Origin of the sequence: Labilithrix luteola, from assembly GCF_001263205.1 — a bacterium.
GTDB lineage: Bacteria > Myxococcota_A > Polyangia > Polyangiales > Polyangiaceae > Labilithrix > Labilithrix luteola.
In genome coordinates this window covers 1,717,862-1,738,627 of record NZ_CP012333.1, presented here as the reverse complement: position 1 = coordinate 1,738,627, position 20,766 = coordinate 1,717,862, and the positions used below count along the sequence as shown (strand labels likewise).

The 20,766-nt window shown below is 65.4% G+C and carries 19 protein-coding genes and 2 pseudogenes; 14 read left to right on the top strand and 7 right to left on the bottom strand.

Going from position 1 to position 20,766, the window contains the following annotated elements; all coding sequences use genetic code 11:
- Positions 1-101 precede the first annotated feature (101 nt).
- The gene (locus AKJ09_RS07905; protein ID WP_146646570.1) at positions 102-962 is read left to right on the top strand and encodes a DUF4369 domain-containing protein; all 861 of its coding nucleotides are present in this window, start codon (positions 102-104) and stop codon (positions 960-962) included.
- Entirely contained in the window at positions 893-1,993 is a 1,101-nt protein-coding gene (locus AKJ09_RS07900) for a hypothetical protein (protein ID WP_146646569.1), read from the top strand. Before AKJ09_RS07905 ends, AKJ09_RS07900 begins: the two co-directional genes overlap by 70 nt.
- A 208-nt stretch (positions 1,994-2,201) precedes the next feature.
- Here AKJ09_RS07900 and AKJ09_RS07895 read toward each other — a convergent pair.
- Positions 2,202-2,705: pseudogene (locus AKJ09_RS07895) on the bottom strand (TetR/AcrR family transcriptional regulator); the annotation flags it as partial.
- 154 nt (positions 2,706-2,859) lie between these two features.
- On the opposite strand from AKJ09_RS07895, the gene AKJ09_RS07890 reads away from it, so the two are divergent.
- The 8 genes from AKJ09_RS07890 (at position 2,860) to AKJ09_RS07855 (ending at position 10,885) form a co-directional block, all read left to right on the top strand.
- The gene (locus tag AKJ09_RS07890; RefSeq protein ID WP_146646567.1) at positions 2,860-3,732 is read left to right on the top strand and encodes a hypothetical protein; all 873 of its coding nucleotides are present in this window, start codon (positions 2,860-2,862) and stop codon (positions 3,730-3,732) included.
- 141 nt (positions 3,733-3,873) lie between these two features.
- Positions 3,874-4,485, top strand: a complete 612-nt coding sequence (locus AKJ09_RS07885; RefSeq protein ID WP_240488417.1) for an RNA polymerase sigma factor — start codon at positions 3,874-3,876, stop codon at positions 4,483-4,485.
- The gene (locus AKJ09_RS07880) at positions 4,478-5,281 is read left to right on the top strand and encodes a hypothetical protein (protein ID WP_146646566.1); all 804 of its coding nucleotides are present in this window, start codon (positions 4,478-4,480) and stop codon (positions 5,279-5,281) included. Before AKJ09_RS07885 ends, AKJ09_RS07880 begins: the two co-directional genes overlap by 8 nt.
- A 14-nt stretch (positions 5,282-5,295) precedes the next feature.
- A complete protein-coding gene (locus AKJ09_RS54180) occupies positions 5,296-6,528 on the top strand; it encodes a hypothetical protein (RefSeq protein ID WP_205633639.1) in 1,233 nt (410 codons plus the stop codon).
- Positions 6,525-7,760 (top strand): beta propeller repeat protein, encoded by a 1,236-nt coding sequence (locus AKJ09_RS07870; RefSeq protein ID WP_146646565.1) that lies wholly within the window; start codon positions 6,525-6,527, stop codon positions 7,758-7,760. The genes AKJ09_RS54180 and AKJ09_RS07870 overlap by 4 nt, the downstream gene beginning before the upstream one ends.
- Positions 7,757-8,524, top strand: coding sequence for a beta propeller repeat protein (locus AKJ09_RS07865; RefSeq protein WP_146646564.1), 768 nt, complete (start codon positions 7,757-7,759; stop codon positions 8,522-8,524). The genes AKJ09_RS07870 and AKJ09_RS07865 overlap by 4 nt, the downstream gene beginning before the upstream one ends.
- Positions 8,521-9,039 carry a hypothetical protein gene (locus AKJ09_RS07860; RefSeq protein WP_169927359.1) on the top strand — a complete coding sequence of 173 codons (519 nt, stop codon included), beginning with the start codon at positions 8,521-8,523 and terminating at the stop codon, positions 9,037-9,039. The genes AKJ09_RS07865 and AKJ09_RS07860 overlap by 4 nt, the downstream gene beginning before the upstream one ends.
- Before the next feature lie 43 nt (positions 9,040-9,082).
- Positions 9,083-10,885, top strand: a complete 1,803-nt coding sequence (locus AKJ09_RS07855; RefSeq protein ID WP_146646562.1) for an IgGFc-binding protein — start codon at positions 9,083-9,085, stop codon at positions 10,883-10,885.
- A 42-nt stretch (positions 10,886-10,927) separates the two neighbouring features.
- On the opposite strand, the gene AKJ09_RS07850 is transcribed toward AKJ09_RS07855, so the two are convergent.
- Entirely contained in the window at positions 10,928-12,520 is a 1,593-nt protein-coding gene (locus AKJ09_RS07850; RefSeq protein ID WP_240488416.1) for a L,D-transpeptidase, read from the bottom strand.
- Between the two features lie 514 nt (positions 12,521-13,034).
- On the opposite strand from AKJ09_RS07850, the gene AKJ09_RS07845 reads away from it, so the two are divergent.
- Positions 13,035-13,625 carry a hypothetical protein gene (locus AKJ09_RS07845; protein WP_146646560.1) on the top strand — a complete coding sequence of 197 codons (591 nt, stop codon included), beginning with the start codon at positions 13,035-13,037 and terminating at the stop codon, positions 13,623-13,625.
- Between the two features lie 119 nt (positions 13,626-13,744).
- Here AKJ09_RS07845 and AKJ09_RS07840 read toward each other — a convergent pair.
- Both AKJ09_RS07840 and AKJ09_RS07835 read right to left on the bottom strand, forming a co-directional pair.
- A pseudogene (locus tag AKJ09_RS07840) lies at positions 13,745-14,520 on the bottom strand (MerR family transcriptional regulator).
- Positions 14,520-15,329 carry an alpha/beta fold hydrolase gene (locus AKJ09_RS07835; protein ID WP_205633637.1) on the bottom strand — a complete coding sequence of 270 codons (810 nt, stop codon included), beginning with the start codon at positions 15,327-15,329 and terminating at the stop codon, positions 14,520-14,522. The pseudogene AKJ09_RS07840 and the gene AKJ09_RS07835 overlap by 1 nt, the downstream one beginning before the upstream one ends.
- Positions 15,330-15,499: 170 nt before the next feature.
- Between AKJ09_RS07835 and AKJ09_RS07830 the strand changes: the two genes are divergently transcribed.
- The 3 genes from AKJ09_RS07830 to def all read left to right on the top strand — a co-directional run bounded on the left by AKJ09_RS07830 (position 15,500) and on the right by def (position 18,323).
- Positions 15,500-16,126: a glutathione S-transferase family protein gene (locus AKJ09_RS07830; protein WP_146646559.1), complete on the top strand. Its 627-nt coding sequence runs from the start codon at positions 15,500-15,502 to the stop codon at positions 16,124-16,126.
- A gap of 373 nt (positions 16,127-16,499) precedes the next feature.
- The gene (locus AKJ09_RS07825; protein ID WP_146646558.1) at positions 16,500-17,546 is read left to right on the top strand and encodes a dienelactone hydrolase family protein; all 1,047 of its coding nucleotides are present in this window, start codon (positions 16,500-16,502) and stop codon (positions 17,544-17,546) included.
- A 102-nt stretch (positions 17,547-17,648) separates the two neighbouring features.
- Entirely contained in the window at positions 17,649-18,323 is a 675-nt protein-coding gene (gene def, locus AKJ09_RS07820) for a peptide deformylase (RefSeq protein WP_146646557.1), read from the top strand.
- A 6-nt stretch (positions 18,324-18,329) separates the two neighbouring features.
- On the opposite strand, the gene AKJ09_RS07815 is transcribed toward def, so the two are convergent.
- The 3 genes from AKJ09_RS07815 to AKJ09_RS07805 are packed head-to-tail and all read right to left on the bottom strand — an operon-like array spanning position 18,330 to position 20,660.
- Complete coding sequence (locus AKJ09_RS07815) at positions 18,330-19,034, bottom strand: VC0807 family protein (RefSeq protein ID WP_146646556.1); 705 nt, start codon at positions 19,032-19,034, stop codon at positions 18,330-18,332.
- Complete coding sequence (locus AKJ09_RS07810; protein ID WP_205633636.1) at positions 19,031-19,825, bottom strand: SDR family oxidoreductase; 795 nt, start codon at positions 19,823-19,825, stop codon at positions 19,031-19,033. Before AKJ09_RS07810 ends, AKJ09_RS07815 begins: the two co-directional genes overlap by 4 nt.
- Before the next feature lie 10 nt (positions 19,826-19,835).
- Positions 19,836-20,660 carry a hypothetical protein gene (locus tag AKJ09_RS07805; RefSeq protein ID WP_146646555.1) on the bottom strand — a complete coding sequence of 275 codons (825 nt, stop codon included), beginning with the start codon at positions 20,658-20,660 and terminating at the stop codon, positions 19,836-19,838.
- Positions 20,661-20,766: the final 106 nt, after the last annotated feature.

Sequence of the window (20,766 nt, the reverse complement as noted above, 5' to 3'; positions counted from 1 at the left end):
AACAGGAGCGCCGCGTGCGGACCCGGTCCGCCGCGGCGCTTCCCTCCAATCGCGAGGGTCATTCGATAATGCGCGTATTTGCAACGTTTGCTGCAATCGCAATGGCAACCATCGTGGTGGCCGCGTGTGGATCCAACGAGCCCGAGAGCTCCGAAGCCCTCGATGCCAGCACGACGTCGGTGGACGCGTCGACGGATCCCCCCGCTCCCCCCACGTTCAGCGTGGGCGGCACCGTGAAGGGCCTGCTCGGCACGGGCCTCGTCCTCCAGAACAACCTCGGCGACGACATCCCGATCGCGAAGGACGGCTCCTTCAGCTTCGGGCAAAAGCTGACCGCGGGCGCGAAATTCTCGGTCAGCATCAAGGCGCAGCCGACGGCGCCGTCGCAGTCCTGCACCGTGAGCGGCGAGAGCGGGACGATCGCGAGCGGCAACGTCACCACCGTCCTCGTCAACTGCACCACCGACAAGTTCAGCCTCGGCGGCACGGTGAGCGGCGTCGTGGGCGCGGGTCTGGTCCTTCAGAACAACGGGGCCGACGCCCTCATCCTCGGCGCGAACGGCACGTTCGCGTTCCCGAAGCCCATCGCGTCCGGGTCGCCCTATGCGATCACGGTGAAGACGCAGCCCGCGAGTCCGACCCAGACGTGCACTGTCACGAACGGCACCGGCACCATGGGCGACGCGAAGGTCACGAACGTGGCCATCGCCTGCACGACGAACAGCTACTCCATCAGCGGAACGGTGAGTGGCCTCGCGGGCACGGGGCTCGTGCTCCAGAGCGCGGGGGGAACGAGCTGCCGATCACCGCGAACGGCACGTTCGCCTTCCCGACCCCCATCGCGAGCGGCACCACCTACGCCGTCGCGGTCAAGACCCAGCCGACGAACCCGATGCAAGTGTGCGCCATCTCGGGCGGCACGGGCACGATCGTCGCCGGCGACGTCACGGGCGTCGCGGTGAACTGCACGAACAAGTACTCGATCGGCGGAACGGTCACCGGCCTGGCCGGCACCGTCTACCTCCAGAACAACGCCGGCAACGACCTGATGCTCAACGCGAACGGCACGTTCGCCTTCTCGACGCCTCTCTCGAGCGGCGCGACCTACGCCGTCACGGTCAGAACGCAGCCCAGCACGCCGAAGCAGGTCTGCACGCTCTCGAACCAGACGGGCACCGTAGCGACCTCGCACATCACGAACATCGCGCTCAACTGCGTGACGAGCGCGTACAAGGTGAAGGCCACGGTGAGCGGCCTCGCCGCGGGCGCGAGCGTCGTTCTCCAGAACAACAATGCCGACGACCTGTCGATCACGTCGAACGGCGCCTTCACGTTCGCCACGTCGGTTCCGAGCGGTCAGACCTACTCGGTGACTGTCAAAACGCCGCCGACGAGCCCGAGCCAGACCTGCACCGTCACGAACGGCACGGGCACCATCTCGGCGGCGGACATCTCGAACGTGACGGTCGCCTGCGTCACCGACAAGTTCACCGTCGGCGGCTCCGTCGCGGGCCTGAGCGGCGCCGGGCTCGTGCTCCAGAACAACCTCGGCGACAACCTCTCCGTCAACGCTCCGGGCGGGAGCTTCACGTTTGCGACGAAGGTGACGAGCGGTCAGCCCTACTCGGTCACCGTGAAGACGCAGCCCACGAATCCGTCGCAGAAGTGCACCGTCTCCGCCGGTACGGGCACGGTGACGAAAGGCAACGTCGTCACCGTCACGGTCAACTGCGTGAGCATGTATACCGTCGGCGGCGCGGTCAGCGGCCTCTCGGGCACCGGGCTCGTGCTGCAGAACAACCTCGGCGACGACCTCACCGTCAACGGCGACAACTCCTTCGCGTTCGCGACGCCGATGGCGAGCGGTCAGCCCTACTCGGTCACCGTGAAGACGCAGCCCACGAACCCCGACCAGACCTGCACCGTGGACAATGGCTCTGGAACCGTCGGCGGCAACGTCACGAACGTCACGGTGACGTGCGTGACGAACTAGTACCACGGCACAGTGAAGGTGACTGTGCTCAGGCGGCAGCTTGATGTGCAGTCACCGCGCTGTGGTCGGGATACGCCTGCCCGAGCAGCATGACGCCGATCTCGACGTTCAGCCACCTCGCATGCTTCGGCGTGTAGTGGCTCTCGAGGTGTCGAGGATGCGGCGGGCCTCGGTGGCGATCTTTCGCTGGAGCCCGTGCTCGAGATTTTCAGCGGCGGGCTCGGGTGGCGCGTTTGGGGGTGGCTTCGCTGCTCGGTCGAGTCGTCAGAATGGCGCTCGTCATGACACTGAAGAGATGGTCGGCGCGAGGTGCGAGCGAGGGTTGGTCGCCGAGCCACGCGAGCGCCGCGCCCAGCGCGAACAGGTCCGTGCCATCGATGTCGTTGCGCGCCACGCCCTTGGCCTGAGCGCGGACGAGGAGCTGCGTGCCTGCCGCCTTCATCGTGGTGCACGAGGCATGGAGTGCGGAGTTCGGATCGGCGATGGCGGTCGTCATCGCTGCGATCGCGCCGCGATATTCGTGCGCGCATACGACGAAGTCGCGTAGCCACGCCACCAGAGCATCCTCGGCTGAGCTCGAATCTTCGAGCTCGGTGGCCCTCGCCGTCAGCTCGTCGAAGCTCGTGCGAAGCAGCGCCTCGAGCAGCGCCTCTCGCGTCGGGAAGTGACGGTAAAGCGTGCCGAGCCCCACGCCGGCTCTGCGGGCGATCGAGCTCACTCCCCAATCTCGAGCTCACCGGTGCATAGGTGAGGGCCAGCGGCGGATGGTGGGCGTCGGATTCTTCACCCTATCGCGACTTGCGTGTGAGCTATCGTGCCGTGGTTCTCGCGTGACGCTCGCTTCGAGCTAGCGGGGGCGAGTAGCGATGCTCCTCGAATGGACTGTTCCTCCTGAGTGTCCGAGCGCCTCCGAGGTCAGTGCGCAGGTCGTCCACATCGCGGGGGAGGAGCTCGCGAGGACGCCGATCGAGGTGCGCGGAGCCGTCCGCAAGGTCGAAGATCGCCACTACCGCTTGGAGCTGCGCATCGGGGCGAGTGCCGAGAGCCTCCGGAGCGTAGAGAGCGACGACTGCAGGAAGCTGGCGGGGGCGGCGGCCGTCATCATCGCGTTGGACCTGCAATCACACGCGCTCGTCGTCGAGCCCGACGTCCCTGAAACGGTCTTGGTTCGAACACCGGAGCCTCTGTCGACGCCTCCTGCCCCGATGGCCGGGAGCCCGCTGGCGGGTCACCTTCATGCAGGATTTGGCGCCGATATTTCATTCGACGTGGGAACGCTTCCAACCCTTGGTTGGGGAGGAGGCGTCCACGGCTTTCTTCGTTACCGACCTTTTCGATGGGAGCTTGCGGCGGCCCTCTGGCCACGGAGGCGAGCCGACGCTCCGGGGCTCTCGAGCGCTGGTGCATACGTTTCGATGCGCACGGTCTCGTTCGCGGGATGCGTGACCTTGTTGCCCGATGTCGAGCTCTCGACTTGCCTACGAATCGAAGGTGCTGATCTGCGGGCGACCGGGTTTGGGGTCCGTCACCCGTCGACGGCGGATGGGTTCTGGCTCGCGGGGTTCGTTGGTGCCTCCGTTCGCCCTCTTCGATGGAGTCGCGTTGCGCCACGCATGAACATCGAGCTCGGGGCACCGTTGCGCAATGGCGACGTGGAGATTGAGCACGGCACGCTCGTCCACCGGTCGTCAGACGTCGTGTTCCGCTTCGTTCTCGGCGTGGAGACCACGCTCTTCTGAGCCCGTAACGACCTGCGGGCCGCGAGCTCTGCCGTGTTGCTCAACGCTCGTCACAGGGCGAAGGCGACGCGCGCCGCCAAAGTGACTTTTCCGTGATGGATATTTGAACGGTTCGCGGCTCCCCCTGCATTCATCCCCATTGTGAAGCAGGCACTCCTGGCGGCGATACCCTCCGGCCCGCGGACGACGTACCTGTCGCCCGAGGGGAGCTGTCACGATGACGGCGGAGTCAGCGCGACCGTGTCTCTGGAAGCCACCTTCGACGCCGTTTACGACCGACATGTCGTTTTTGTTTGGCGCACGCTTCGCGCACTCGGTGTCACGCAAAGCGCGCTCGAAGACGCGGTGCAGGACGTGTTCCTGGTTGTCCACCGGAACCTCGCCACCTTCGACGGGCGCGCGAAAGTCACGACGTGGCTGTTCGAAATCGCCCGGCGCGTCGCGAGCACTCACCGACGTACCAAGAGAGCCGGCAAGGATCTTCCGGAGGTTGCGGAATACCTGGAGGACCCTCGACTGACGCCCTTCGATGAAGCTGCGCTCGCCGAGGCCAGGGTCTTCCTCGAACGCCTTCTCGATCTGCTCGATGAGAAGCAACGCATCTGCTTCACGCTCATGGAGTTCGAACAGATGACCGCCGAGGAAGTGGCGTCGCTGCTGGGCATCAACGTGAACACCGTCTACACGCGCAGCCGTCGCGCGCGCATCGAGTTCGACCGACTTGTCAAGCGATACGGAGTCGAGCATGAGTGACCTCACCCCCTCGGCCAAGATGCTCGAGCGTCTACGTCCGGCCTTCGGGCCGAGCGACGCCGCTCGGGAGCGCATGCGTGCAGGCGTGCTCGCACGCGCGGCCGAAGCCACGTCCTCTCCACCGTCGGACGCGACCGTCCCGCGCCCACCCGCGTCGGGCGTGCGACTGGCGTTGCGCGCTCACGCCAGCAAGCTCCTCGGCGGAGTGCTCGTTCTGCTCGCGGCCGGCGGAGTCACGACGTATGCGTCGACTGGGCTGCACCGATCGGATCCTCCCGCAAGCGTGGTTGCGCCCCCACCGAAAGCGGAGGGCTGTCCCTTGCCGGCATGCGCGAGCGTGCCGGCGAGCCAGCCCGACGTTCATGAACCAGCGACTTCGTCACTCGCCACCCTCGGGTCGCCCTACGAGCTGCCTGACGCCCGCGACCGTCGGGCCGTCAGCGCGCCTGCCACGCGCGCCTCGGCGGTCCTGGCGCATGACTCCGACGCGCCGGTGCAACTTGGCGAGCGCACGGATGACTCGCTCGACAAGGAGGTCCGCTACTTGCGCGAAGGGCAGCGTGCGCTGCGGGCGGGCGATCTGGAACGCGCACGTCGTTCGGTCGATGCTCACGCAAACGAGTTCCCCCGCGGACTTCTTCGCGGCGAGCGGCTCGTGCTCGACGTCCTTTTGCTCTGCGCGGAGGGCAGGACCGAACGTGCGCGCCGCGCTGCAGAGGCGGTCGTTCGAGAGGATCCTCTCTCTTCTCATCTCGAACCGCTCCGGGCCTCGTGTGCCGGCATCGCCGTCCCATGATGACGAGGAATCGAATGAAAGATCGAACGGGAACAAGACCGAACCTGCGCGTCGTTCCGGTCCTCGTGAGCATGGTCGTGGGAATGATCGCTTGCTCGGAGAAGCTGGATGTCGGCTTCGACCAAGAGCTCCCGGCGGAGGCGGGCACGCCGTCGTTCGTGACGAGTGACGCCGCGAGCGACGGCGACGTGACGGTGGATGCGGCGTCACCTCAAGCGAGCCTGTGCGTCGGCACTCAATGTCCGTGGCCGTTGGCCGACTGCCCCGGCGCCGATGGCTCCGTTGCGTACCGTTGCGGGACGGATCTGATGACGGACAACGCCAACTGCGGTAGCTGCGGGAACGTCTGCCCTACGAGCATCGAGTTCTACGATCGCGCGATGACGACCACGTGCGTCGGCGGAAAATGCCAGCTCGCCTGCGACAACACATGGGGAGCGAACTGGAGCGCCGACCCGCGAAATTGCAACGGCCTGGTCGACGATGGCTGCGAGATCGACGTCGCTTCCGATCCGGACAACTGCGGCTCGTGCGGAAACAAGTGTGGAACGTTCGCGGACGGGACGCGGCAACGGTGCATCGATCACAAATGCGGTTGTCCTGGGACGCAAGAATACTGCCCCGGCATCGGTTGCGTCGACACAACCCGCGACCCGCAGAGCTGTGGAGCATGCGGAGTGACCTGCACGGCGCCGGAGGTGAAACCCGACAGCATGCACATGGCGTTCGGCTGCAATGCCAGCGCATGCTCGTGGGCGTGCCGGCCCAACTGGGGCGACTGCGACGGTGATCCGACGAATGGCTGCGAGGCTTCGCTGACCACGATGGAGAACTGCGGGGCGTGCAAGACGACGTGCTCGTCGCAGCAGACCTGCTACTTCAATTTCTTCGATCCGCCCGTCCGGTGCATTTGCGATCCCAACGAGACGCGTTGCGGGAACGCGTGCACGGATCTCCTCGCCGATCCGATGAACTGCGGGGCATGCGGACACCGCTGCGCCCCTCCGGCGGCGGAGATGGGTCAACACAGCACGTTCGTCTGCAACAAGGGCTATTGCGGAACGACGTGCGAGCAGGGATTCGCTGATTGTGACGGCGATCCGCTCAACGGCTGCGAGACCGATCTCAAGCACGACGCGGCGAATTGCGGAGTATGCGGGACCTCGTGTGATTCCTCGGCGGGACAGCCGTGCGTCGAAGGTCGTTGTTTGACCGTGGAATGCGATGCCGGAGTCGTAGCGAAATGAATACGAACGACGCCCGCCATACCCATCGTCATCGCCGTTCCTACCTCGCTGGTGGGCTGGCTCTGGCGCTCGTGTCGATGACGATCGTCGCGACGACGAGCTGCGCCGGCACCGACGACGAGAGCGATGGTCATCCCACCGGCGCAAACGACGCAAGCGACGGCGCAGTTCTCGAGGCCTCGGACGACTCCACGTTCCGAGACGGGAGCGCGGACTCCGAGTCACTCGACGGAGCGACGCAGGCCGCCGAATGGTACCCGGTCGCGGCGGGCAACGACGCGCGCCTGGGACTGTCCTCGGTGTGGGGCTCCGGAAAAAACGACGTGTGGGTCGTCGGTGCCTCCGGCAGCGTCCTTCACTGGGACGGCAGCACGTGGAGGTCGACGCATCTCGATACGGACCAATCCCTCAACGTGATCGGAGGGAGCTCTCCTGCCGATGTCTGGATAGGCTCGACGGCTGACCGGATCTATCACGCGACCGGGTTCGCCAACGGCAAGGTGCAAGGGGCGCTCGCGACGCCTATCATCGACGTTTCCACGGGCCTCTCGTTGCTCTCCGTGTGGGCAGCGTCCTCGAACGACGTTTGGTTCGGTGGACAGCCGAACGGCACGACGAGCCTGTGGGCCACCAGCACGGCCGAAGGTGAGAGCGGCTGGAGGCCCATGACGCCGACGCCGGAGAACGGCTTCAGCGGCCCGACGATCACGGGGCTGTGGGGGAACGGAACGGGCGGCGTGTGGTGCGTCGGAGCGAAGCCGTATCCAGGGCCAGCGTCGTACGCCGCGTACAGCGACGGCGTCATCGCCGACAGCGGACTGCCTACGTGGCTCGAGCTCGACACGCAATCGAAGAGCCCGCTCAATGCCATCTGGGCGGCGAACGCGACCGATGTCTGGTCGGTCGGGGATTACGGAGTGATTCGCCGCTTCCGGGGCGTACCGACGCCTGGCACGGCTTGGGAGATTGTCGCGTCGCCGACGAAGCAACATCTCCACGGCATTTGGGGAAGTTCGTCTTCGGATATCTGGGCCGTGGGCGACGGAGGAACGTTTCTTCACTATGACGGGACGGAGTGGCATTCAGTCCCCGCCGTCCTCCCATCCGGGACTGTGCCGAACCTTTTTGGCATATGGGGAGCAGACGCCTCGGATATTTGGGCAATCGGTGACGGCGTGGTGATGCACCACGAACGAAGCGCAACCGCCGGTGCGCCAGGAGGTGGGACATGAAGCTCGCGTCGCGGTTTCCGTTCGCAGTCCTAGCGCTCTCGGCTTCCTTCGTGCCCTCGTTCATCGCTTGCGCGACCGACAGCACGGAACCGTCGACGGCCGATGCCCTCGACGGCTCCACTGAGGACGCTCCCTCTACGTCGTCCGAAGATGGCATTGCTCCGACGAGCGACGCCAGTGTCGACGGCGACGCGGACATCGGCGCAGACGCGGAAATCGACGCGGATGCGGGACCGCGCATCTGCACAGATCAAGGCTGGTGCCACAGCGTCGCCCCCGTGGGACAGAACCTGGTCGACGTCTGGGGTGACGGCTCGGGTACCGTTTGGGCGGTCAGCGCGCAGGGCAATGTCTTTCGCTGGGACGGAACCACCTGGAACAACGCGTTCACGGCCTCGAGCGCCCTCTCCGTCGTCTGGGGCACCTCACCGACGGACGTGTGGATTGGGGGAGACGCAGGTCTCTTGCACGGCACGGGATCGAGTTCGGCCAACCTGACGTGGACGACGGTGACGCTTCCCGACGCGAATGGTGCGACGTTGTCGATTCGGTCCCTCTGGGGGACGAGCTCGACGGATACCTGGGCGGTTGCGCGCTCCAGCGAGACAGACGAAATCGGGGCGCCCAAGACATACCTCGCACACGCCTCCTCGGGCGCGAACGGCTCCCTCTCGTGGCAGCTCCTGGCCTCGAGTGACGTATCGCCGTGGTCCCCGCGTACGTGCAGCGCGTCTGGGGGACCTCGAGCGACGACGTATGGGTGAGCGTACTCTCGTACGATCTGGCGACGTTTCAGGGCTCCACTGGCCTCGTCCGTGGGCGCGCGGACGGAAACGGAAGCATCGTCTGGAGCGCCGTACCCAACATCCCCGTCCTCAACGACGATGTTCGCGGTCAGTTTCTCGGCGCCGAATTTCTCTTGCTCAACAGCGGCGCCGGCTACGGCGGGGCCGAAGGGATCGACGTCGGCGTGAGCAATGACAATGGCAGGACCTATGCTTGGCAGCACGTGACGTTCGGAACCTTGCCGTTTCGTTCTGCTCGATTCTCCTGGGCAGTGGCGAGCGACGACGTCTGGGCAAGCGGCAACGAGGGCTGGCTGGTCCAATCCAACAACCTCGCGGCGTCGACCTGGCGCACAGCCGCGATCTCGGTCGACCCCGCGATTCCGATCACGAAGCGAATCAACGCCATCTGGGGGACGGGCGCGAACGACATCTGGGCCGTCGGAGACGGACTCGCGTTTCACAAGGTCTCGCCGAGCAAAGGGGCACCGTGATGCGACCTCGTTTGCTCGGTGCCTTGCCCACGGTTGTCCTGCGATGACAATCCGGCGCGCGTCTTGGCTCGTTGTCTCCTTGGCGTTCGGTGCGCTGCTGCCCATGGCTTGCGGTCAGCATCGAGACGATTTCGACGGGACAGCGCAGAACTCTTTCACGCCCGACACCGGCGCCGACGTTGCGTTCCCACCTGCGTGCGTGGGCGTTCGCTGTTCTCCCGACCTGAAGAAGGTCTTGTGCCAGCACCAGGACGGCACTGAGGACGTCTTCGAAGCATGTGGCCCGGAGCTCGGCTGCGCCGACGGGCACTGCGCTGCTCCTTGCACCAGTGCCGAGCTCGCGAAGGGATCCATCGGCTGCGCGTTCGCAACCTTGCCGTCGGACACGACGAATGGTGGCAGTGGGGGATCGTGCTTCGCCGTCATGATCGCCAACACGTGGGATGCGCCGGCGACTATCCAGGCGACGCTGGGCGATACTCCGGTCGACATCGGCGCGTCGGTTTATTACGCCGAGACCGTCGGGGCGACGGTTCACTACGAACGCGTCACCGGAGCGATTGACCCGGGCAAGGCAGCGATTGTCTTTCTGGCCCAAGGCTCGACAGCGAACGTTCCTCCTATGGGAACCTTCACCGCGTGTCCCGAAGGCGTCGTCCCCGCGGTGCGCGAAGATCCGATTGCCCATGGGACCGCCCGAACGCGCGCCTTTCTCCTCTCGACCAACGTGCCGGTCAGCGCGTACTCGATCTATCCCTATGGAGGCGCGAGCTCACACATCTCCACGGCGATGGCACTCTTGCCGCTCTCGTCGTGGGGGAAGAGCTACATCGCCGTGAGCGGAATCTCCACGGGCGGCGGGATGAACAGCTCGCCCACGATCCAAATCGTCGCCGCCGAGGACGACACCGTGGTGCGCATGCGGCCGCGCGTCGACGTCCGTGATGGAGCTGGCGTTCCAGGCGTTGGTAGCCAACAGACCCAGAGCTGGACGCTCGCGGGCGGCGAGGTTCTGCAAATCACCCAACCCAACGACACGAGCGGGAGTCCGGTCGAAAGCAACAAGCCCATAGGGCTCTTCGGCGGAGCCGAATGTCCATACGTTCCAGCGCAGACGCCGGCGTGTGACACGCTCCAACAGCAAGTCGCGCCCGTCGCTCAATGGGGGAGCGCCTACGCGCTCGTGCCCTACCGCCCACGCCTTGCCGAAGGCAATGCTGGCACCGACGCGCGCGAGAGCGTTCCTTGGAGATTCGTCGGCGCTTTCGACGGCACGAGACTAACGTACGATCCTTCGCCGCCTCCTTTCGGAGCCCCCGATACGCTCGATGCCGGGCAGGCCGTGACGTTCACGTCGACATACGTGGGGACCGTTCGTTCACAAGACGACGCGCATCCGTTCCACGTCGCGGCCTACATGACGGGCGGCTCTACCTACGGTGGTCTCGGCGATCCCGACTTCGTCACGATCGTCCCGACGGAGCAGTTCCTCGATCGCTACGTTTTCTTCACGGACTTTACGTACCCAGAGACAACGCTCTCGATCGTGCGCCGCGCGACCCCCCGTGGGTTTCTACCCGTGACGCTCGACTGCGTGGGGGAGGTACCCGATTTTCGTCCCCTGGGAGGGACAGGTGAACTCGAATACGCCTGGGTTCGATTGACCGCGGGCGGCACCCCGCAGTCCTTCGCCTCGGGAACGTGCGGCTACGGTCGCCACGAAGCGAAAAGCGACAGTCCTTTCGCCCTCTACGTTTGGGGAACGGGTCAATACGTGAGCTACGGCTATCCGGGAGGAATGGGGAGTCGCCCGCTCGCGGAGCTCGAAGGCCCGCTCATCAAGTGAGCGAGCGTGACGAACTGGGGGCCTCGCACTCGTGCGTCGTCATCATTCATGGACGACGACCCGTGTTCCCGGCTTATCCGCAGTGGACCATACGCCGTGCCAGTTCTCCGGCATGCTTGGCTCGGTCCAGTTGAAGAGAGCCCTTGCGTCGAGAGGCGCAAGGTTCACGCAGCCGTGGCTCTTCCTCCGACCGAAGCTGTCGTGCCAGTAGACGCCGTGGAGCGCGTAGCTCCCCTCGTAGTATTGAATCCAAGGCACGTCGTCGAGTGAATACGGTTCCGCGTTCGCGTCGCCGTCCATCGTCGCCGCAATGTGCTTTTCACGGATTCGCCAGGTGCCCGTCGGCGTCTTGTGGTCCCTCTTCGGGTCTTGCTTGCCATCCCTGCCGGACGACATGGCGGTTGCGAAGACTGGCTCGCTACCTTCATAGGCAACGAGCGTCTGCGTCCTGATGTTGATGTCGATCCACTTTTCGCCCGGAGCGAGATCTTTGGGGGCGGGCCCGGGCTCGGTTCTGACCCCTTCCGAGCGTCGCATCCACCAGCCCTCATCGACCTCGTCGTAAGCAACGCCGTCGATCACGACATCCTCCCCCGTGAGCTTCAGGATCGAGTGGTAGCGCAGCGGATGTGACTTCGTCACGGACTTGCGAGTCGCGCTCAATGCGTACTTCTTCGCGCTGCCCGAAGTCACAACCGCAACCTGGGACTTGCTTCCCGGTTTGCAGATATCCGGGGTCGGCTTGATCGTCACGATGGGCCCCGCGTCAGGCATCTCGTTGCCATCGTCGCCACGCACCAGATCGCTCCTGTCGTCCAGCCAGACCCCCTGGAGCTTGCTGGCTGCGCTGTAGACGTAGACGCGTTCACGCGGGACGAGCAGCGAGTTCGTGGTGCGCAGCCACTTCGTACCGTTCTCGGTTATCTCCTTGTCGACCGCCACGAAGAACCCTCGGACCATCCGTTTGACCATCGGGCCCTCGCCCTTTAGTTCATCGAGCGTGACCTTGGGTTTACCGCCGTCGTAGTCGCGGAGATACCAGGGCACCCCGGCGTCGAGCTCCTCGGTGCGGACGCCGAACGGATCGGTTGCACTCTTGGCGACGCTCTTCGCATCCCGAGTGCTTGCAGCGATGCTCGTCTCTTCGACCGCGTCGTCGCTTGGTTTTGCGATCGGCTTCGGATTGAGCCAAGGTTCGAACTTCAGACGCTGCTCTCGGGTTGGAACCTTTCGATAAAGCGGCGTCCCATTACCAACGTTGTACGCATACTCGTACGGCAAGGGCGCGCTGAGGTCCGGGGGACGAGGCGCGGTCCTCAGATCGACGTGATTGAGGTCGAGCGATGCGTAGCGAGCGCAGACGAAGCCGCCCTGAACGAGCTCGTACCAACCTTGCTTGCAGTTTGGTTTGCGATGCGGCTGCGGCAGTACGGGGACTTTCGCTCCCTGTCGGATGTAGCCGATCCGCATCGAGCCAGTGTTGACCTTTACCTTGTCGACCTCCTTCGTCGGCCATTCCATGGCGCTCATGATGGGCGTCTGGCCGAACAGTGCTCCGATGAGCCGGTACTCCGCGGGCGCAGCATCCGCAGGCGCCGGATCCTCCGCGATGTCGTCGTCTGCCGTAGCTTCCACGGACGCCTCTGGCGCGGGAGAGCTTTCGGTCGCGCTCGGTTCGGTCAACGGAGACGGGGGCGACTTCGACTCCCCGCAGGCCGCAATCCCGCTGGCGATGCTAGGTGCAACGCAGAGAAACGCGACGACTTGCCAGCGCCGCTCGAGAGGGCCTCGGACGCGAACGGGCTGTCCATCGTTGGACTGCGCAGGCGCCAGACTCGTTCGGCACCACTTCCCTAGCGAGTGCCAGATCCGAACCTTGGCTGCCTTCCCCCCGTTCCGCGCTCCTGTCATCTCCGCAAGCTCTACTTCCTCACGCCCCCATCTCGTCTTCGAGCGACGCAAGCCCAGGTGGACTCATGGGCCGCTCGAGGTTTCGGGTAAGCGAGGCTCGTGCCAGTGCGCGAAGGCTCTCGAACCGCGGAATTCATGATGCGTCGATGCGAATCCCCGTGATGCTGTGGGTTCAGGGCGGCAAGGGTGTGTCTCTCCGCACGCACCCATTGACCATCCGGTGGTAAGCTGAGCCGCGATGTCGTGGAGCAGACTGACGTCCGTTCTCGAGAAGTACGATGGTGCGCTGATTCCGATTGCTGAGGATGCGATCCATCCCGCGTACGTCGACCCGCTGCCAACGGAGCCTCGACTCGACATCGTTCTCGAGCGCCGGCCCGACGCGTATGCCCGTTTCGTCGCTGCAAACGGGTATTCGATCGTCAGCACGCGCGGCAGGAACACTTCGTTCGCCTTCCTTCCGCCGAAGCTCGCTGCGCGCGTCACGAGAGCCATGGGAGAGCCTGGTCGCAGCTGGGAGGACGTCACCGAGGAGCGCGCCGCCGGCAGATCGCAATTCGCCTGGGTGATGTTCGCGGCGTACGACTTGTCCGACGTCAACGGCTGGGCATTCGGCCCAGGACCGGACGCCACCCCCGTCGTCTGGTCCGTCGAGGACTCGGTACCTTGCGAGATGATCGGCACGTTCGACGAGTGGTTGGCCATTCAAGCCGACGAACTCGAGCGGCAGCTCATGGCGGTGCAGAAGGTTCTCGAACAGAACGAATCAGCCTCCGACGATGACTGGACGGAGGTCGACGACGCCGTCACGGCGATCGAACACTTCTGATGGCTCCGACGCTGCTCGGGATCTGCTGCGCTCGAGAAGCGCCATCCCGAGCCGGACCTACAGAGCTGATTCGGAGGCTTTACGAAAGGAGCTCGGCGTCACGCCGTGGCGTTCTTTGTTCAGTGGCGCGGAACGTCGATGCCGGCCGCGCGTAATTTGGTCTCGATCAGGGCTTTCAGTCGGGCGATGGTCGGCGATTCGTCATCGCGGTGGTGGTTGATCAGTCCGTAGCGGGTGTTGGCGTCGGGCCGAGCCAGAAACTCGTCCGGGATCGTCAGCAGTTCGCGATTGGCCAACAGCTTGTCACACAGCGCGGACGCCAGCGCGTCGAGCCGCGGGTCGTTCGGCTTCCAGGACCTTGCGTTCCAGGTGGATTTCGTCACCTCGATGAACTCGGGGTCGTCGAGCCGGTGTTCGAGCTGAGTGAGGAAGTGGTCGAAGCCCTCCGGGATCAGCGCCCGGAAAAGGACCAGCGCCTCCCGCTGAGAGGCCACGTAGTCGGGTGTGAAGCCGACATCGGCGAGTCGTTCCAAGATCGCGCAGGCCCGATCGGGCAGCAGCACCCGGTCCTCATGGGCGAGCCGGTGGAGCGTGTCGCGGCGTGCGGTCAGCTCCTCGATCTGTTCGGTGAGTCGACGTTGGACGTCGGCCACGGCGGCCGCGAACGCCTCGGGCTCGGCGTCGAGAAGGTCGGCGATCTCCGCCAGTGGCACGCCCGCTGCGGCCAACGTCCGAACCTGGACCAGCCTGAGCAGGTCGGTCGAGCCGTAGCGCCGGTAGCCGGAATGATCACGTTCCGGCTCCTCGACGAGGCCGAGCCGGTGATAGTGCCGCACGGTCTCACCGTGACGCCGGCGAACGCTGCCGCCTGCCCGATCGTGAGCCAATCCCTCATCAACTCGCTAAAACCTCCTGGCCACGAAGCGCTTCCGTCTCACGTATAGCCTCGGCCACGGCTCGGAAGTCCTTTCGCAGAATGTGGGAGTGGTTGCTCGCGACCTTCGCGCTGATTCGTGCGTTCGGATTCTGGGCGAGCACCGGATCGATGGCGGCCCGCGCACCTTCCATCTCCTCGCCGCTTGCGCCGAGGTTGCCACCCGTGGCCAGGACGAACTGGACCGGGCAGGTCAGGCGGCCGAAAACCGGCGCGCTGGCAGCGGAGATCTCGTTGAGCTCGATGTTGACGTCGGCGTGTTGGTCAGCAGTCATCCGTGCAGCCAGGCCCAGTGGACGTGCGAGCGGTAGGAAGAACCGCATGCGGTGAAACAGATGGCGGATTCGCTCACGGCCATCCTCGCCGGTCAAGCCGACCGGCGCAGCGTCGACGACAACCACGCCCGAGACGCGGTCCGGATTCCGGTCGGCCCAGTGCGCGGCCACGAACGCACCGTAGGACCAGCCGACGAGAAGCGGCCGGTCCACGCCTCTCGCTGCGAGGACGGCATCGACGTCCCGGAGACACGCCTCGAAGGAGTAGTCCGCCGACTGCTTTGATCGACCGCGCGCCCGTTCGTCGTACGTGATGTGACGCCAGCCGGTGCCGAGTTCACCGATGACGTGACGCCAATGCCGCTGGCTGGCATAGGCGCCGTTCAGATAGACCACGGGACGGCCTGCGCCGCGCGTGTCGGTGACGGCGAGAGCCGTGTCGTCGACAGGAATCATCCCGGTCCAGCTCGAATTGTTCGTGTCCGTGTTGGCCATGCGGTTCAGCCTGCACGTTGACCTTAGGTCAAGGTCAAGGCCCTACGTCGCAGGACGCGAGGCTCCGACAAAACACCTCAGAACCGAAGCGCGCGTGGGAGTGCGATCCGGGTGAACACGGTTCCTTCCGAGATCGCGCCGGCATAGACTCGCGCGCCAGGAAGGCCCCAATGTCCATCGTCCTCTACCATCACCCGTTTTCTCGCGCTGCCAACATGGTCTGGATGCTCGAAGAGGTCGGTGAACCTTACGAGCTCCGCTACGTCGACCTCGGTGCTGGCGCGCACAAGTCGGCGGAGCTCCTCGCGCTCAATCCGATGGGCAAACTTCCGATCCTCACCGACGGTGAGGCCACCGTGACGGAGTCCGCCGCGATCGCGCTTTATCTCGCCGATCGATACTCGTATGGCACGCTCGCTCCTCGCGTCGACGATCCGGCGCGCGGCGCGTACCTGCGCTGGGCGTTCTTCGCGCCGTCCGTCATCGAGCCTGGCGCGATGGCCAAAGCGGGCGGTTGGACCTTCCGGGAGGGCGCGGCAGGCTGGGGCTCGCACGACGCGATGCTTGCTTCGATCGAGAGTGCTCTTTCCCACGGCGACTTCATTCTCGGCGATCGCTTCTCGATGGCCGACGTCGTCTTTGGCGGCACGCTTCGCTACATGCTCGGGTTCAAGATGATCGAACCGCGGCCCTCGTTCGTCGCCTACGCCGAACGTTTGGCCGCCCGCCCTGCGCTCCAGCGTGCAGAAGTCCGAAATGCCGCCGTTCGCGAGGAGCAAGGGCTGAAGCCCCGCTGAGAGGTCCGCGGGGGCAGTCGCGCGAGAATCGCATCATCGAAGATGGAACTCCCATCTTCTTATCCCCCTCGATACCGTTCTCCGGCGCTCGAGCTCGCTGCTGGTCGTGGCAGGTGGTCGAGCGGTTGATGGAGTGTCGCTCCTCGCGTGTGTGACGTTCGAAGGTGTGTTCGACGTGGCGCTCGTCGACGTGAAAACCCTGGGCGTGCGAACCGTGGTGCAACGTCATCGACCGCATACACGTGACATCGACGGGGGGACACGTGACACCCAATTTCATGCCCGCGCTTGATCGAGATTTTCTCGACTGTCAGAGTCCGTCGGCTCGCGAGGACGTGCAGACGCTCGCGCTACATCTCAAGGAGGAGAGACGTTGACGATCTCGACGACGGCGCACATGCGTGCGTTCTGCATTGTTGCGTGCATCATCGGCCCGGCGCTCACGGGCTGCCGAGGAGCAGCGGCTGGCGAGAATTCGACCAGCGAGAACGGGACGCCGGTCACGAACACCGATCCAACGGATCCGGCGGGTAGCGCAGGCCCCTCCGACCCAGCCGCGCAGGATCCGTCCGACGCTTCCTCGGTCGGCCAACCGGATTCGTCCGAGACCAGCGAAACGCCCGACGCGTCCGCCACGCCCGACGCGTCCGCCACGCCCGACGCGTCCGCCACGCCCGAACCGCCGGCGCCGCCGCCCGGCCCGCCGCCTACGACGAGCCCTGCGACGTTCCCGACGTCACCGATCACGGTCAGCAAGAACAAGGTCGTCACGCTGCAGAGCAGCGCCGGGCCGTATTTCGTGGTCGTCCCGAACGCGTACGACGCGAGCCACAACAGCTCGAGCTCGCTCTTCATCTGGCTCCACGGTTGCGGTGGCTACGCCTCGAACGATGCGAGCGTGGTCTCGCCGGGCGGGAGCCAAAGCTGGATCACCGTGAGCGTCGGCGGCCGCGACGGCGGGTGCTGGACCATGGAAACGGACTCGAAGCTCGTGCTTGCCGCGCTCAACGACGTGAAGACGCGTCTCAACATCGACCCGCGGAGGGTCACGATTGGCGGCTACAGCTCAGGTGGCAACCTCGCCTATCGCACGGCGTTCTACAACGCAGGCACCTTCGCCGGCATCCTCGCCGAGAACAGCGCCCCGTTCTACGGCACCAACTCGTCGCAGTCGGCCTCCATCGCCGCCGCCTCGTGGAAGCTGAACGTCGTGCACCTCGCGCACCTCAGTGACACGACGTTCAAGATTGCGACCGTCCGCAGCGAAACGGATGCACTGAAGACGGCGGGCTTCCCCGTGACACGGCTCGAGCAAGCAGGAACGCACTGGGATTCGGACACCTCCACCTCGGGGACGAATCACGATCTGCGGACCTATCTGCTCCCGTACCTCGACGCGGGCTGGCGTTCGCCCGATTGACCGATACGGAGCTCGCGCAGCCATCACCCGCGCGAGCTCCGTGTTGCTACGGCAGGTCGACGTTGCTGCTCGGATGCGCGCCAACTCGCGTATCGTGCCTGCATGAACGCTCGACTGGTCGCACTCCTGGCTTTGCTCTCGCTCGGCTGTGCGGGAGCGCCGTCGAAACCGCAGTCACCTGCCAGCTCGTCGGAATCAGACATCGTTCAGACGGGTAGTCCCATCTTGCGAGGGCGGGCGGTCGAGGTCCCGGCAGAGCGCATCACCACGGCGGAGATGCGGGACCTCGTGAAGCGCATGATCGCGACGATGCGCGCGGCCCCCGGTGTCGGACTCGCAGGCCCGCAAGTCGGCGTTCCACTGCGTGTCATCGTCCTCGAAGATCGTGAGGAGTTGATCGCCAAGCTCACGCCCGAGGAGCGACGCGAGCGCGAGCGCGTCGCTTTCGAACCGAAAGTCATCTTCAATCCGGTTCTCGTTCCGGCTGGGGACGAGCGGGCGACGTTCTTCGAAGGGTGCCTCAGCGTGCGCGGCTTCGCCGGTCTCGTGGAACGAGCCGCGGAGGTGGAGGTCTCTGGCCTGGATGAAAACGCCAAGCCCATCCGATGGCACGTGCGCGGCTGGCCCGCCCGCATACTGCAGCACGAGGTCGATCACCTCGACGGGACGCTCTACATCGACCGAATGATGACGCGCTCGTTTTCGACCACGGAGCAGGCGAAGGCGCTCTACGGCGGCAAGCCGATCGTGGAGATCCGGCGCACCCTCGGCCTCTGATCCCGATCAGGGGACGACGGGAGTGTTCCCGCCGCTCTGGGCCATGGCGCGCGCGCTTCGAATGCGGTGGCGGGCAAACCAGAAGGTCCAGCCCGTCAGTACGCCGACGCTGAGAGAGCCCACGAGCGGACTCACGATGAGGTAATGCGGAATCGTCAGGGTGAAGGCCAGAGCGCAGCAGGCGATGGCCTCGGCGACGAGGGAGGCTCCCCAAACGAGGGTCATGATCGTCATGGCGCGACGAAAGAGGGGATTGTCGCGCAATTGCTCGAACGATTGGGCGTCAGAGGCAGACTTCCTCTTCATCCTGGCGCGTGCGAGTCGATAGATGAGCGGCTTGTCGAGCGCCGCCGAAACGAGGAATGCGAGGCCAATCACGGCGACGACGAGTTGTTCGCGCATCTGCAGAACGCGTACGTCGCCGCCGCCGAGGAATGCGAGCAGTGAGAGCGCGACGCCGGCGAGGACCAACAGGGAGATGGCGTCGATCCGGCGAGAGCGCAAGAACTCGACGATGGCCCAGGCGATCGGAGGCATGGTTGCGATCATGAGAGCCCCGATGTCGCCGAGCGTCGGCTTGGCGACGGCGTAGGTTAGAACGGGAAGTACGAAGTTGGCGACGAGCTCGCCGACGGTCTTGACGGCGTTCTCGCGCATCCACGATCGCGCCTTGTTCGCGCGCGGATCGTTCGATATCGGGGCGCGGCTCACGGCGACCCCGCTCCGCGTGCTTGGCACTCGATGCCGCCGTCGACGAAGAGGATCTGACCCGTCATCTGCGAATTCTCGGGGCTTATGCACCAAGCGAGAACGGCGGCAGCTTCGTCCGCACGCCCCGGAAAGGCTCCGCTCAGCGGTGCGAGCCGCGCCATGGCCGCTCGGCTCTCGGGATTCGAGAGGACATAAGCCGCTGCAGGCGTATCGAAGAAGCCCAGCGCGACCACATTCAACGGAATACCGGCGCCCGCCCATCGCGGTTCGGTCGCCACCTTTCGACACCAACGCTCGAGCGCTTGTTTGGCACTCGCATAGAGGTCGAGCGCCACCTGGACGTCGTCGTGTCGCTCACTCGACTCGAAGATTGCCCTCGCGGTGGCGATCGCTACGGCCTCGTCCATGCTCGAACAAGCATCGATAAGCGCCGCTCGAGCGGGCCTCAGTGACGCGACCGAGGATACGACCACCGCACGCGGCGCGGGACTGCGCTCGAGGAGGGGGCGCAAACCGTCCAGCGTTGCGACGGCGCCGAAGAAATTGAGCGATAGGCTGGTCTCGGGAGGACCGCCGCCGGCGTTGGCGACGATCGCGTCGATACGACCTTCGGAGTGGCTCATCACGCCCTCGACCAAAGCCGCGCGCCCTTGTGCGGTCGCCAGATCGGCGAGCACGTCGGCATCGCGCAGATCACTCGTCACCACCCGTGCGCCTCGCTCCCGGAGATACCGCGTCGTCGCCGCTCCGATTCCGGACGCGGCGCCCGTCACCACGTAGGTTCGATTCATGGCGGCCTCCTCAGAACGCGAACGTCATGAACGCGGCGGCTCCGCCACGTAGCGGGGTGAGGCCCGCCGTGGGCGCGTTCGACGTTCCTTCGGTGTGCGACTCGCCGAGTCGCTTCGCGGTGCGATAGGCGTCCCAGGAGGTCTCCTCGAGGGTCCGCGTCACGAGCGAGCGGATGCCGAAGGTGGCGAGCGGCACGCCCGTGCCGGTGATCGACGTTCCAATCGTGTACTGATCGTCCCGGCTCAGGCTCCCGATCTGGCCCGACAACAGAAAGAAGAGGCCCGTCGCCGTCGCTGCCGTTCCGAGCGTGAGGTCGACGATTCCGACGATGACGCGACGCTTGTGTGCCGCGTGCGCCGCGTCTTCCCACTCCGTCTCGGCGAAGCGCAGGAGCTCGGCGTCGGGCATGCCGGAGGCGCGCTTTCGTTCGACCTCGCCTCGCAATCGCTCCAACTTCGAGGGAAACAGGGTGGGGGCAACCAAGACGAGTGGGATGCCCCCACCGAGCGCCATGCCGATGCCGATCGTCTTCGCGAGTTGGTTCGAGCGCGTCCACAGAACGATGCCCGCCGGGACGAGAGCGACGGCCGCCGTCGCGGTCGTGATGTTCGTCGCCGTGCGTTGCCTCCGGCCCTCTTCGGCGTGAAGATCGAGCTCGCCCTCGAGGAGTGCGAGCGCCGGAGATTGCGCCGCCCCGTCCACCGGCGGTCGCTCCTCGGCGTGCGCTTCGGAAGACGAAAACATGACAGCGCCGCAAGACACCGCCGCGAGGGCGACGAGCGCGGCGAGGGACCGCTTCGAACGGCGGGATTCGAGAGAGTTCTTCGATGCCATGGCGACCGCTACAGCATGCCCTGTACCAGCCGCGGAAATCCGAGATTGAGCCGATAAATAGGGCGAAGCCACGTCGGCATGTCCGGCTGTCCGCTTGGCCGCGGAC

What these genes read in the sequence shown, in the direction of transcription:
- AKJ09_RS07845 (WP_146646560.1), top strand. Translation starts at nt 13,035, where the DNA reads ATGTCGTGGAGCAGACTGACGTCCGTTCTCGAGAAGTACGATGGTGCG.
- AKJ09_RS07900 (WP_146646569.1), top strand. Translation starts at nt 893, where the DNA reads ATGCAAGTGTGCGCCATCTCGGGCGGCACGGGCACGATCGTCGCCGGC.
- AKJ09_RS07830 (WP_146646559.1), top strand. Translation starts at nt 15,500, where the DNA reads ATGTCCATCGTCCTCTACCATCACCCGTTTTCTCGCGCTGCCAACATG.
- AKJ09_RS07880 (WP_146646566.1), top strand. Translation starts at nt 4,478, where the DNA reads ATGAGTGACCTCACCCCCTCGGCCAAGATGCTCGAGCGTCTACGTCCG.
- AKJ09_RS07865 (WP_146646564.1), top strand. Translation starts at nt 7,757, where the DNA reads ATGAAGCTCGCGTCGCGGTTTCCGTTCGCAGTCCTAGCGCTCTCGGCT.
- AKJ09_RS54180 (WP_205633639.1), top strand. Translation starts at nt 5,296, where the DNA reads ATGAAAGATCGAACGGGAACAAGACCGAACCTGCGCGTCGTTCCGGTC.
- AKJ09_RS07855 (WP_146646562.1), top strand. Translation starts at nt 9,083, where the DNA reads ATGACAATCCGGCGCGCGTCTTGGCTCGTTGTCTCCTTGGCGTTCGGT.
- AKJ09_RS07905 (WP_146646570.1), top strand. Translation starts at nt 102, where the DNA reads ATGGCAACCATCGTGGTGGCCGCGTGTGGATCCAACGAGCCCGAGAGC.
- def (WP_146646557.1), top strand. Translation starts at nt 17,649, where the DNA reads ATGAACGCTCGACTGGTCGCACTCCTGGCTTTGCTCTCGCTCGGCTGT.
- AKJ09_RS07890 (WP_146646567.1), top strand. Translation starts at nt 2,860, where the DNA reads ATGCTCCTCGAATGGACTGTTCCTCCTGAGTGTCCGAGCGCCTCCGAG.
- AKJ09_RS07870 (WP_146646565.1), top strand. Translation starts at nt 6,525, where the DNA reads ATGAATACGAACGACGCCCGCCATACCCATCGTCATCGCCGTTCCTAC.
- AKJ09_RS07805 (WP_146646555.1), bottom strand. Translation starts at nt 20,660, where the DNA reads ATGGCATCGAAGAACTCTCTCGAATCCCGCCGTTCGAAGCGGTCCCTC.
- AKJ09_RS07810 (WP_205633636.1), bottom strand. Translation starts at nt 19,825, where the DNA reads ATGAATCGAACCTACGTGGTGACGGGCGCCGCGTCCGGAATCGGAGCG.
- AKJ09_RS07835 (WP_205633637.1), bottom strand. Translation starts at nt 15,329, where the DNA reads ATGGCCAACACGGACACGAACAATTCGAGCTGGACCGGGATGATTCCT.